The organism is Embleya sp. L77 (assembly GCF_055557415.1).
In genome coordinates this window covers 1,448,647-1,460,460 of record NZ_CM145710.1, presented here as the reverse complement: position 1 = coordinate 1,460,460, position 11,814 = coordinate 1,448,647, and the positions used below count along the sequence as shown (strand labels likewise).

Sequence of the window (11,814 nt, the reverse complement as noted above, 5' to 3'; positions counted from 1 at the left end):
CCACCGGCACATCACCGAGATGCCACGCGTCGCCCGGGCCGCCGGGTTGGCGACGAGGCTAGGAGGTGAACGGGGCCGGCGGGCGGCATCTGAGCAAAACGTGAGGTTCCCGGGGTGCGAGCGATGCAAAGGACCGGTGGGTATGCGGTGTTCAGCCGTTGCGGGCCGGGTGCCACATCCCCCGTTCCTACCCGATGGCTACCGGTAGTACCCCGCCACCACGTCGCGTACCTCTTCGAGCAGCGCCGGGCCGACCTGCGGTACGGGGGGTTGGCCGCTGCTCGGTCTGATGTCCAGGAGTTGTTCATTGGACAGCGCGAACACCACCCGGCGCAGGCCCGCCCGCTGGATGACCGCCGCGCACATTTCGCACGGCTGGCAACTCGTGTACATCGTGGTCTCCGCCGCCGTGGCCGCGTCCAACTCGCGTGCGGCCCATCTCGCGAGCTTCAGTTCCGGGTGGGCGGTGATGTCCCTGTCGGTGAGCGTTGTGTTGCGCTCCTCCGCGAGGACCTTCCCGTCCGGTCCCGCCAACAGCGATCCGAACGGCGGGTTGCCGTTGGCGCGGGCCTCGGCGGCGAGCGCGATGGCCTGCCGGAGGAGGGTGTGGTCGTCGGGTGTGTTGGTCATTACTGCTCCGTTCCCGTGCGGGTGGTGTCGAACCGCGCCGGCTCCGCGGCGAGTGCCTGCCGAGCAGCCTAGGGCCGGCGCGTCCGGCGGGGGCGCCGCCGTACGGGGCAAGGAGGACGGTCTCGGCGCCGGGCGGGCCCAGGTGCCGAGGGCGTCGACGATCAGGCGGGGTGGTCAGGGCGTCGGTCGGAGTGCCTACGCGGCATTGCCGGGTAGGTTTCGACCATGACTGCCTCAGCCTCCCGTACGACTACGCCTCGGGGCTCCGGCGGCCGACCGCCCGCCGGGTTCGACCGGCTCGGCCCGCGGCTGGCCCCCGCCGGGATCGCCATGCCCATCCTGATCGTGGCCTCCACGCTGTGCGCCGTGGCCGCGGACACCGATCTGGCCGATGCCCGCGGCCTGTGGATCCTGGCCGCGGCCGTGTGCGCGGTGGCGGCGGGCGTGGCGTGGACCGACATCCTGATCGTCGTCCACCGCCGCCGCCCGACACCGCGAGCCACGGCGCCGACCCCCGTGTCACCCCACCCCGCCCACCCGCCGGTCGGCCCATCGACTCACACCAACCCCGACTCGTAGGCCACGATGACCAGTTGCACCCGGTCCCGGGCGTCGAGCTTGGCCGGCAGGCGGGCCACGTGGCTCTTGGCCGTGGCCATGCCGATGTGCAGTTCGGCGGCGATCTCGCCGTTGGATCTGCCGCGCGCGATCAGCGTCAGCACCTCGCGTTCGCGCTCGGTGATCCCAGCGATCCCGGCGACCCCGAGGGCCCCCTCCCGGCGGCCTCGCCGCGTGTGCGCGGGGGCACGATCGACGAACTCGGCGATCAGCCGTCGGGTGACGGCGGGCGATCAGCGCGTCCCCGGCCGCGACCACCCGGACCGCCGCGATGATGTCCTCCAGCACCAGGTCCTTGACCAGGAAACCGCCGGCGCCGGATCGTGGCTCGCGCTCGCCCTGTGGCCGGTCGCCGCGCTGTGCGCCGCGACCGCCGTCCTCGGCCGGCGCGACGTGTGATCCGCCGCTGCGCCGGCCGCCCGGTCGGTTGACGCCGGGGCAGAGCCCGGCCCGGTGGGGCCGGCCCGTTTTCAGCGCCTGGGTCGGCCCTCCTTGGGTTCCAGCAACTGGGCTCGCAGGGCCGTCAGTTGGTGGGAGTGCTCGACCGATCGGGTCTCGTCCAGGGAGGCCACGGCCAGCAGCAGCGCGTCGCTGAGCACGATCGCGGCCAGCGATTCGGCGGTGATGCCGGTCGGGGTGTGCGGTGCGTACAGGACCGCGTCCGCGGTGTCGGCCAGGCGCTCGACCAGTTCGTCGGTGACCACCACGATGCCGGCGCCGACCACGTGGGCGCGGTCCAGAAGCACTTCCATGTCGCGCAGGAAGCGCCCGGGGACGAACATCACCACCACGTCCCGGCGACGCAGCGCGAGCAGCTCGTCGGCCAGGGCGAAGCCGGTGGTGCCGACGAAGCGGGCTCGCCGCCCCATCCGGTTGAGCTTGAGCGCGAGATGCCGGCCGGCCAGTTCCGAGGCGCCGACGCCGTACGCGAGCACCTCGCCGGCGTCGGCGAGCAGTTGGGTGGCCCGGCGGAAGGCGGTCGCGTCGAGGTTGGCCCGGCCGTGTTCCAGCCGTTCGATCGCCTCGTCGTAGACCCGGGCGCGGATGCCGTCGAGGTCTTGGCCGACCTGGGTGATCCGCTGCCGGACCCGGACCTCGGGGGCCACGTCCGCGCTGAAGTCCGCGGCGATGTCGCGCTTGAGCGCGGACAGGCCGCCCAGGCCCAGTCGCTGCAGCGTACGCACCACGGTGGCGTTGCTGACACCGATGCTCGCGCCCAGGTCCTGGGCGCTGGCGAAGAGCACCTGCTCGGGGGAGCAGTTGGTCAGATATCTGGCCACGTTCCGCTCGGCCGGGGACAGGTCGGCCCATTGATCACGGATCGCCGCCCGGAGTCGGGCCAGCGCCGGATTCTGCGGTTGTTCGCTCACGCCTCTTGACTCCCCGGTATCAACCATTACTCTCCTCATGAAACAAGCAATACATGTTACCGCGAACTCGTAATGAACATTACGAAGCCCGTGGGTCGAACCACCCGACCCGGGACGACGAACGGTCGCCACGAGGCTCGCGGCACCCGGGGCGTGCCCCAGGACAGCGTGCAGCACCCGCCCGCCCGCCCAACCCCCAGCACCCAGGAGACGACGTGAGTGGCGTGTCCCTTCCGACCATCGAGATCGGCGGCGAGCCCCGGACCAGGGGCCGCCAGTACGGCGAAGGGGCGAGCGCGCTCATCCATTCCGCGGTCGACTACTACGCCGAGGCATTCGGCGCGGCCGGCGGCCTGACCTGGCGTCAGGTCACCGACCGGGCCGAACACTGGCTCGCCCCGTCCCGCGCCTTCGCCCCCGACCTGGTCGAGGAGATGGCCGGGATCGCCGAGGGCGCCGGCCTCGGCCTGCTCGACATCCTCGCCCTCAACGCCCGCGGCGAGATCATCTACGACGACACCTTCGCCGCGATGGGAGCACCGGACGCGCCGGGCACACCGGACGCGTCGGCCGAGCCGCGGACGCCGGAGAACCCCGACGGCTGCACCTCCTTCGCCCTGCTCGACCCGGCCTCCGGCGACGGCCACGTCTACGCCGGCCAGAACTGGGACTGGCGCTACGGCGTGCGCGAGACGGTCATGGTCGTGCGGGTGGTCCAGCCCGGCAAGCCCACCGTGGTGATGCAGGTCGAGGCGGGCCAGGTCGGCCGGCAGGGCGCCAACTCGGCCGGCCTCGCGCTCAACGCCAACGGCCTCGGCGGGCGCTTCGACCACGCCGTCGGCATCCCGCAGACGCTGATCCGGCGGCGCGTGCTCGACTGCGCCAACCCGGCCGAGGCGCTGGACGTGCTCTTCCGCACCCGCGCACACATCGCCAGCAACGCCCTGCTCACCCACCGCGCGGGCTTCGCGATCGACATCGAGACCACGCCCGGCGCGAACGGCTGGATGTACCCCACCGACGGCCTGCTCGTGCACGGCAACCACTACCAGGCCTTCATGCCCACCCAACTGGCCGCGAACTACCGCCCCACCGCCCCGGATTCATTGCTTCGGGTCCCGCGCGCCGAGGCCGGCCTGCGGCGCTGCCGGGACGCGGGCGACCCGGCCGAGACCCGCAAGCTGATCCACGCCGCGATGTCCGACCACCTCGGCCACCCCGAATCGTTGTGCACCCACCCGGACCCGGCCCGACCGGCGGTCCGGCAGTGGGCGACGCTCCTGTCCAGTTGCGTCGACCTGACCACGGGCGAATACCGCGTCACCGCCGGCACCCCGTGCGATCACGAGTACGAACTCCTGCCCTGGAACCTGCACGACGGTCCCGGCGGCGCCTGACCCAACCGCCCGCTCCCGCGGCGCCCGACCACCCGCCCGCTTCCACGCCGGCGATCGGCCCACCGTCCCCCCCCGCACCCCCCGGAGAGTCGCATGTCCCGCACTCGCACCCTCGCCGCGCTCGGCCTGGCGGCCCTGCTCGGCCTGAGCACCGCGTGCTCCAACAAGACCGCCGGCGGCAACCCCGCCGCAGGCACCCCCGGCAAGCCCGCCGACCTCGCGCTGACCGACACCACCGCCAAGGCCACCGGCGCGGTGGACAGCGTCAAGTGGCTGCTGGCCAAGGAACCCAAGTCGCTGGACCTGGACGTGCGCTCGGACAGCGACTCCAACGCGCTGCTCGCCAACGTCTGCGAACGCCTGTTCCAGACCCAGCCCGACCTCAGCATGCGTCCGCACCTGGCCGACTCGGCGACCTACACCGACCCCACGACGCTCGTGCTCAAGCTGCGCGCCGGCGTCACCTTCCACGACGGCTCGCCGATGACCGCCGACGACGTGGTGTGGAGCCTGCAACGGCACGCCGCGGACGGGAAGAACGAATCGGACGAATTCGAGCGGGTGAGCTCCATCGAACGCACCGGCGACGCCGAGGTCACCGTGCGCCTGAAGGAGCCCGACGCACTGTTCACCAAGGCGCTCGCGGGCAACGCGGGCGTCGTGCTCGATCGCGAACAGGCCGAGCCCGCGGGCAAGGACTACGGCACCCCGGGCCGCACCGACGCGTGCTCGGGCCCGTACACGCTCAAGGAGTGGAAGGCCGGCAGCCGGATCACCCTGGAGCGCTACGACGGCTACTGGGACAAGTCCCGCAAGCCGCTCGTGCGTTCGGCCACCTTCGGCTGGGCGGACGAGAACGCCATGGTGAACAGCATGACCACCGGCGCCGCCGACGGCACCTACCTGACCACGATGAGCGCGGTCCCGCCGCTGGCCGGCAACGGCGCACTCACCGTCTCGTACGGCTCCTCCTCCCGCGCCTGGACGCTGATCCCCACCGAGCGCGGCGGGATGAAGGACCCGCGTGTGCGGCGTGCGCTCTCGCTCGCGCTGGACCGCCAGGGCATCGCCAAGGCGGCCTTCGCCGGACTGGCCACGCCGTGGAAGACCCCCCTGGGGCCGGGCGCGTGGGGCTACGAGAAGGCCACCTTCCAGGCCGGCTACGACGCGCTCCAGGGCGCCCCGGCCCAGCCCACCGCCGCCGACCTGGACGCGGCGAAGAAGCTGATCACCGAACTGGGCCCCGCCGCACCGACCATCGTGGTCGCCAACGACGGCACGCCCACCCGCAACCTGATCGCCAACGCGGTGGTGGACGCGGCCCGCCGGATCGGCCTCAAGGCCGAGATCAAGACCATGTCCGGCGCCGACTTCACCTCGCTGTACACCGACCAGGCGCTGCGCAAGAGCGTCGACATGTTCGCCGACGACTGGTACATCTCCAAGGCCGACCCGGCCGGCTTCTACGACAACGCGCTGACCGGCTCGAACAACAACTGGGTCGGCTTCAGTTCGCCCGAGTACGACAGGATCGTCAACGAGGCGCTGCGCACCACCGACGACGCCGCTCGGGCCAGGCTGCTGGTCGAGGCCGAGCGCCGATTCACCGCGGACGCGGTGTGGTTGCCGCTGGTCCAGGTGCCCAACGTGTTGATCACCAGCGCCAAGCTGACCGGCGCGCCCGCGTCGATGGCCAACGTCGCCTACCCGTGGCTGGCCGACCTCGGCGCCAAGGGCTGATCTCTCGCGTTGCGCCGGCCGTACCGGCACCCATGCCCGGCCGGCGCACCGGCCCGTTTCCCAGGCCCTCTCCTCGATCCCGCGCCGTGCACCACGACGCGGAATCGAAGACCGGCCCTCGCCCTCGGAGGTGTCCCCCATGCCCGCCCGCGCCCTGCGCATCACCCTTGGGCTGCTCGTCACCCTGCTCGCCGCGTCCTTCGTGATCTTCGGCGCGATCTATGCGGCCCCCGGCGACCCGGCCGCGTTCCTGGTCGGCGGCCAGGAGGACGCGACGCCGGAGAAGCTGGCCGCCGTCCGGGCCGCCTACCACCTCGACGACCCGCTGTGGGTGCAGTACGGGGACTGGATCGGCGGGGTCCTGCACGGCGACCTCGGCCGCTCGATGCAGTACCACGACCAGGTCGCCGACCTGGTGTCCTCGCGCGTGCCCACCACGCTGTTCCTGGTCTCCTACTCGGCCGTGCTGTTCGTCGTGGTCGGCGTCGCCCTCGGCGTGTGGTCCGCGGTGCGCGGCGGGCGGGTCGACGCGGTCGTGGTCGCGGTCACCACGCTGCTCGCGTCGATCCCCAAGTTCGTCAAGGCGCTGGCCCTGGTCGCCTTCCTGGGCGTGCAGTGGGGCTGGTTCCCGGTCACCGGCGCCGGTGAGGGCTTCGGCGACCGCCTCTACCACCTGACCCTGCCCGCGCTCTCGCTGGCGCTGGGCGAACTGGCCGTGGTCAGCCGGGTGACCCGGCAGAGCATGCTGGAGCAGTTCGCCCAGGACCACGTCACCGTGGCCCGCGCGGCGGGACTGTCCGAGTTCAAGGTGATCCGCCGACACGTGTTGCGCAACGCGCTCGCGCCGGTGGTGACCATGTGCGGCCTGATCACCGCGAGCCTGTTCGCGGGCACCGTGGTCGTGGAGACCGCGTTCGGGATCAGCGGGATGGGCTCGCTGCTGGTCCAGGCGATCAACACGCACGACTTCCCGGTGACCCAGGCCGTACTGCTGCTCATGGTGCTCGCGTACATGCTCGTCACCACGCTCGTCGACCTCGTGCACCCGCTGATCGATCCGCGGGTGCGCCTCGAAGGAAGCGCCGCATGACCCTCCTCCAAGCCGCCGCGCCGCCGGTGCCGGCGGCGTCCCCCAAGCCGGCCAAGCCCAAGCGGACCTGGCCGATCTCGTTCCGGATCGCGGCCGGATTCCTGCTGCTGACCGCGGCGCTGGCGATCCTGGCGCCGCTGGTGGCGCCGTACGAACCGGACGCGATCGACCTCGACGCCTCGCTCGCGCTGCCGAACGGCGCACACGTGCTGGGCACCGACCAGTCCGGGCGCGACCTGCTCTCCCGGGTGCTGCACGGGGCCGGCCCGAGCCTGGTGGCGCCGCTGGCGCTGCTCGCGCTCGCGTCGGTGATCGGGATCGCGTTGGGCACGCTGGCCGCCTGGCACGGCGGTTGGGTGGACGCCTTCGTCTCGCGCGTGACCGACGTGATGTTCGCCTTTCCCGGATTGTTGTTCGTGATCCTGATCGTGTCGGTGTTCGGCGACGGGCTGACCACGGCGGTGATCGCACTCGCGCTGGCCTACTCGCCGGTGGTGGCCAAGTACACCCGCAGCATCGCGCTGGCGGAACGGGCCAAGCCCTACATCGACGCCTATCGGGTGCAGGGCATGGGCGGATTCGCGATCTGCGCCCGGCGCCTGGTGCCCAACCTGGCGCCGTCGCTGATCGGCTACCTGGTGCTGATGTTCGGTCAGGTGCTGATGGGCATGGCCACCCTCAGCTATCTGGGCTTCGGCGCGCAGCCGCCGAGTTCGGAATGGGGCCTGATGGTCAAGGAGGGGCAGGCCGCGCTGGTCCAGGGCGCGCTGTGGCCGGCCCTGGTACCCGGTACCGCGATCGCCCTGGTCGTGGTGGCCTTCAATGTCGTCGGCGTGCGGATCTCCGACCGCCTGGGGGTGAGGGAACGGTGATGACCCACCACGAGAAGGACCCGGTGCGGACCGCACCCGGCCTCGATGCGCTGCTGGACATCGAGGACTTGACGGTGGAGCTGCCCGGCGTCGGGGCGCGGCGTCCGGTGCTCGACGCCGTGCGCCTGCGAGTGGATCGTGGCGAAGTGGTGGGTCTGGTCGGCGAGTCCGGCTCGGGCAAGTCCACCGCCGCCAAGGCCGTGCTGCGGATGTTGCCGCGCGATGCGCAGATCCGCGGTCGGGTGGGCGTGGCCGGGCGCGACGTGCTCACCCTGGACGCCGGCGACCTGCGTGAACTGCGGGCCCGTCGGGTGGCGATGGTGCACCAGGATCCGCGCTCCTCGCTCAATCCGGTGCGTCGGATCGGCGACTTCCTGACCGAGCGGCTGATCCACACCCTGGGCCGGCCGAAGGCGCAGGCGTACGCCGAGGCGCTGCGGCTGCTGGAGGCGGTGGGCATCGTGCGCCCGGCCGAGCGGCTGCGGCAGTTCCCGCACGAGTTGTCCGGCGGGATGCTCCAGCGGGTGGTGATCGCGGCGGCGCTCGCGGGCGACCCCGAACTGCTGCTCGCGGACGAGGCGACCAGCGCGCTGGACGTGACCACCCAGGCCGAGATCCTGGCCATCCTGCGCGAGCATCGCACCGGGCGCGGCCTGGGCCTGCTGTTCATCACGCACGACCTGCACCTGGCCGCGGCCTACTGCGACCGGGTGTACGTGATGTATGCCGGACGGGTCGTGGAGGAGCGGACCGCAGAGCGGCTGTTCGAGGATCCGCGCCATCCGTACACGGCCGGCCTGTTGGCGTGCACGCCCGAGTTGGGCGACCCGCGCCCGATCCGGCCGATCCCGGGCCGACCGCCGTCGCTGGACGACGCCTTCCCCGGCTGTCCGTTCGTGGCGCGCTGCCCGGTGGCGGAGACCGCGTGCGAGACCTGGCGGCCGGTCGCGCGCGAACTCGACGACGGCGGCAGCGTGATGTGCCGCCGAACCGATCTGGACCACCCCGTGGAGAAGGTGCGCAGATGATCACCCCGGCTCTGGAAGTACACGGTCTGTGCCGCGAGTTCGCGCTGCCGGGCCGGCGCGGCGAGCGCACGGTCGCGGCCTGTGACATCTCCTTCACCGTGCCGCCGGGCGGTTCGCTCGGCCTGGTCGGCGAGTCCGGCTCGGGCAAGACCACGATCGCGCGGATGCTGGTGGGCCTGGTCCGTCCGGACGCGGGCACCATCGCGGTGGACGGACATCGGCGCGCGCCGCGCGCCCGGGGTGCCGCGGAACGGCTGCGTCGGGCCCGGGAGATCCAGATGGTCTTCCAGGATCCGTACGTCTCGCTGGATCCCAGGCTCACCGCCGCCCAGTGCGTGGCCGGCGTGCTGCGCCTGCACGGCGAGGCGGACCGCGACAAACGGGTGCGCGAACTGCTCGACCAGGTCGGCCTGGGCACCCGCGAGGCCGACGCTCGACCGCATCGGCTCAGCGGCGGGCAGCGGCAACGGTTGTCCATCGCCCGGGCGTTGGCGGCCCGCCCGCGGGTCCTGGTGCTGGACGAGGCGGTTTCCGCGCTGGATGTGTCGATCCAGGCGCAAATCTTGGCCCTGCTCACCGAATTGCGCAAGGAGACGAACGTCGCGCTGGTGTTCGTCAGCCACGACCTCGCGGTGGTGCAACAGGTCACCGACGACCTTCTGGTGCTCTATCGGGGCGTGGCGGTCGAACAGGGACCGACCACCGACATCCTGACCGACCCGCGGCACGCGTACACCCGGTTGTTGGTCGGGTCCGCGCCGCGGCCGGGCTGGGACCCGGCCGCGGTGGGCGCACTGCGCAGGGAACTCGCCGGGTGAGGCGCGTGCGGCGCGTCCGGTGTGGGCGGCGCGCCGGCCGGTGCGCTCGCCGGGACCGGAACGGGCGGCAAATCAGGGCGTGGGCACGGGAATCGGGGCGCTGCGGAGCGTAACCGGTTGGGGACGGCGAGGTAAACGGAGTCGGATCGGGTGGAAAACCTTGACACGCTCTATTGGTCTGGACCACTTTGGCCTAGACCAATATGCGCGCAGGGCGGGCTGACGCGCATCCGGCGGTACCACGTCCACCCACATCGCTTCTCCACGCACGGAGGCAGTAGTGGCACGCGTTTCGCATGTTCCGCAGGCGAAGTCCCCTCGCCGCGGGCACCCCACCCTGGCCGCACTCGCGGCGCTCACCCTGGCCGGCGCCGGTCTGACCGTCGCCGTCGCGAGCAGCGCACAGGCCGCGGACAACCTGATGAGCAACCCCGGCTTCGAGGACGGCCTTTCCGGCTGGTCCTGTTCCGCCGGTTCCGGCGCCGCGGTGAGCACCCCGACGCATGCCGGTACCGGCGCGCTCAAGGCCACCCCGGCGGGTGCCGACAACGCCCGATGCACACAGACCGTCACGGTGCTGCCGAACTCCGCCTACACACTGAGCGCCTGGGTCCAGGGCAGCTACGTCTACCTGGGCGCCACCGGCACCGGCACCACCGACCCGTCCACCTGGACACCGGGTGCCGGAACGTATCAGCAACTCACCACCACGTTCCGTACCGGCCCCTCGACCACCTCGGTCACCGTCTACACGCACGGCTGGTACGGCCAACCCGCCTACTTCGTCGACGACATCACGCTCGCCGGCCCCGGCGGCAGCACCCAGATCCCGGCCACCCCCACCGGGCTGGCCGCAGGTGCGCCGACCGCCACGAGCGTGCCGCTGTCGTGGAGTTCCGTGCCCGGTGCGACCGGTTACAACGTGTACCAGAACGGTACGAAGGTGCAGTCGGTCAGCGGGACGAGCGCGACCGTCACCGGTCTGACCGCGAACACGGCGTACGACTTCCAGGTCACCGCGACGAACTCGGCGGGCGAGTCGGCCAAGTCGGCGACGGTCACCGCCACCACGACCGGCGGCGGCACCCAGATCCCGGCCACCCCCACCGGCCTGGCCGCCGGTGCGCCGACGTCGTCGAGCGTGCCGCTGTCGTGGAACCCGGTTTCGGGCGCGACCGGCTACAACGTGTACCAGAACGGCACGAAGGTGCAGTCGGTCACAGGGACGAGCGCGACCGCCACCGGTCTGACCGCGAACACCGCCTACAGCTTCCAGGTCAGCGCCACCAACTCGGCCGGCGAGTCGGCCAAGTCGGCCGCGGTGACCGCGACCACCACCGGCGGCGGGGGCGGCGGCCAACTGCCCAAGCACGTGCTCACCGGTTACTGGCAGAACTTCAACAACGGCGCCACCATCCAGACCATCGCCCAGGTGCCCGCCGAATACGACATCATCGCCGTCTCGTTCGCCGATGCCACCGGCACCCCGGGCGGCGTCTCGTTCACCCTGGACCCGGCGCTGAACTACTCCGAGGCGGCGTTCAAGGCCGACATCGCGGCCAAGAAGGCGGCCGGCAAGAAGGTGATCATCTCGGTCGGCGGCGAGAAGGGCACCGTCTCGGTCAACAGCTCCGCGTCGGCGACCAATTTCGCGAACACGCTGTACACGCTGATCCAGAACTACGGCTTCGACGGCGTGGACATCGACCTGGAAAACGGCATCAACTCCACCTACATGTCCCAGGCGCTGCGTTCGTTGTCCGGCAAGGTCGGCCCCGGCCTGGTGATCACCATGGCGCCGCAGACGCTGGACATGCAGTCCACCGGCACCGAGTACTTCAAGACCGCGCTGGCGATCAAGGACATCCTGACCGTCGTCAACACCCAGTACTACAACAGCGGCGCGATGCTCGGCTGTGACGGCAAGGTGTACAGCCAGGGCACGGTCGACTTCATGACCGGCCTCGCCTGCATCCAACTCGAAGGCGGCCTGGCCCCCTCGCAGGTCGGCCTCGGCCTGCCCGCCTCCCCGCGCGGCGCCGGATCCGGCTACGTCTCGCCGAGCGTGGTCAACAACGCGCTCGACTGCCTCGCCAAGGGCACCGGTTGCGGGACGTTCAAGCCGAGCAAGACCTACCCGGGTCTGCGCGGCGCGATGACCTGGTCGACCAACTGGGACGCCCTGAACGGCAACCAGTTCTCCAACACGGTCGGCCCGCACCTCGACACGCTCCCGTAGCGCTCGGCGCAC

General features: G+C 71.6%; 10 protein-coding genes and 1 pseudogene. 8 read left to right on the top strand and 3 right to left on the bottom strand.

Annotation, left to right across the window (positions count from 1 at the left end; genetic code table 11):
- Positions 1–198: 198 nt before the first annotated feature.
- The gene (locus ACZOOI_RS36290; RefSeq protein ID WP_465283814.1) at positions 199–630 is read right to left on the bottom strand and encodes a nucleoside deaminase; all 432 of its coding nucleotides are present in this window, start codon (positions 628–630) and stop codon (positions 199–201) included.
- A 225-nt stretch (positions 631–855) separates the two neighbouring features.
- On the opposite strand from ACZOOI_RS36290, the gene ACZOOI_RS36285 reads away from it, so the two are divergent.
- Entirely contained in the window at positions 856–1,209 is a 354-nt protein-coding gene (locus ACZOOI_RS36285) for a hypothetical protein (RefSeq protein WP_465283813.1), read from the top strand.
- Here the strand turns inward: ACZOOI_RS36285 and ACZOOI_RS36280 are convergent.
- A pseudogene (locus tag ACZOOI_RS36280) lies at positions 1,188–1,572 on the bottom strand (response regulator transcription factor); the annotation flags it as partial. The gene ACZOOI_RS36285 and the pseudogene ACZOOI_RS36280 overlap by 22 nt on opposite strands.
- Positions 1,573–1,718: 146 nt before the next feature.
- Positions 1,719–2,618, bottom strand: a complete 900-nt coding sequence (locus ACZOOI_RS36275; RefSeq protein WP_465283812.1) for a MurR/RpiR family transcriptional regulator — start codon at positions 2,616–2,618, stop codon at positions 1,719–1,721.
- Between the two features lie 224 nt (positions 2,619–2,842).
- Between ACZOOI_RS36275 and ACZOOI_RS36270 the strand changes: the two genes are divergently transcribed.
- From ACZOOI_RS36270 to ACZOOI_RS36240, 7 genes are all read left to right on the top strand, one after another.
- The gene (locus ACZOOI_RS36270; protein ID WP_465284116.1) at positions 2,843–4,015 is read left to right on the top strand and encodes a C45 family autoproteolytic acyltransferase/hydolase; all 1,173 of its coding nucleotides are present in this window, start codon (positions 2,843–2,845) and stop codon (positions 4,013–4,015) included.
- Positions 4,016–4,108: 93 nt separating this feature from the next.
- Entirely contained in the window at positions 4,109–5,755 is a 1,647-nt protein-coding gene (locus tag ACZOOI_RS36265) for an ABC transporter substrate-binding protein (protein WP_465283811.1), read from the top strand.
- Positions 5,756–5,894: 139 nt separating this feature from the next.
- On the top strand, positions 5,895–6,845 hold the full coding sequence (locus ACZOOI_RS36260; RefSeq protein ID WP_396006110.1) for an ABC transporter permease: 951 nt from the start codon (positions 5,895–5,897) through the stop codon (positions 6,843–6,845).
- On the top strand, positions 6,842–7,717 hold the full coding sequence (locus tag ACZOOI_RS36255; protein WP_465283810.1) for an ABC transporter permease: 876 nt from the start codon (positions 6,842–6,844) through the stop codon (positions 7,715–7,717). Before ACZOOI_RS36260 ends, ACZOOI_RS36255 begins: the two co-directional genes overlap by 4 nt.
- On the top strand, positions 7,717–8,745 hold the full coding sequence (locus ACZOOI_RS36250) for an ABC transporter ATP-binding protein (protein ID WP_465283809.1): 1,029 nt from the start codon (positions 7,717–7,719) through the stop codon (positions 8,743–8,745). The genes ACZOOI_RS36255 and ACZOOI_RS36250 overlap by 1 nt, the downstream gene beginning before the upstream one ends.
- On the top strand, positions 8,742–9,563 hold the full coding sequence (locus tag ACZOOI_RS36245) for an ABC transporter ATP-binding protein (protein ID WP_465283808.1): 822 nt from the start codon (positions 8,742–8,744) through the stop codon (positions 9,561–9,563). Before ACZOOI_RS36250 ends, ACZOOI_RS36245 begins: the two co-directional genes overlap by 4 nt.
- Positions 9,564–9,843: 280 nt before the next feature.
- Positions 9,844–11,802 carry a fibronectin type III domain-containing protein gene (locus ACZOOI_RS36240; RefSeq protein ID WP_465283807.1) on the top strand — a complete coding sequence of 653 codons (1,959 nt, stop codon included), beginning with the start codon at positions 9,844–9,846 and terminating at the stop codon, positions 11,800–11,802.
- Positions 11,803–11,814: the final 12 nt, after the last annotated feature.

Excerpts from the sequence above, each read along its gene's own strand:
- ACZOOI_RS36290 (WP_465283814.1), bottom strand. The coding sequence starts at position 630 with ATGACCAACACACCCGACGACCACACCCTCCTCCGGCAGGCCATCGCG.
- ACZOOI_RS36285 (WP_465283813.1), top strand. The coding sequence starts at position 856 with ATGACTGCCTCAGCCTCCCGTACGACTACGCCTCGGGGCTCCGGCGGC.
- ACZOOI_RS36265 (WP_465283811.1), top strand. The coding sequence starts at position 4,109 with ATGTCCCGCACTCGCACCCTCGCCGCGCTCGGCCTGGCGGCCCTGCTC.
- ACZOOI_RS36260 (WP_396006110.1), top strand. The coding sequence starts at position 5,895 with ATGCCCGCCCGCGCCCTGCGCATCACCCTTGGGCTGCTCGTCACCCTG.
- ACZOOI_RS36255 (WP_465283810.1), top strand. The coding sequence starts at position 6,842 with ATGACCCTCCTCCAAGCCGCCGCGCCGCCGGTGCCGGCGGCGTCCCCC.
- ACZOOI_RS36250 (WP_465283809.1), top strand. The coding sequence starts at position 7,717 with ATGACCCACCACGAGAAGGACCCGGTGCGGACCGCACCCGGCCTCGAT.
- ACZOOI_RS36245 (WP_465283808.1), top strand. The coding sequence starts at position 8,742 with ATGATCACCCCGGCTCTGGAAGTACACGGTCTGTGCCGCGAGTTCGCG.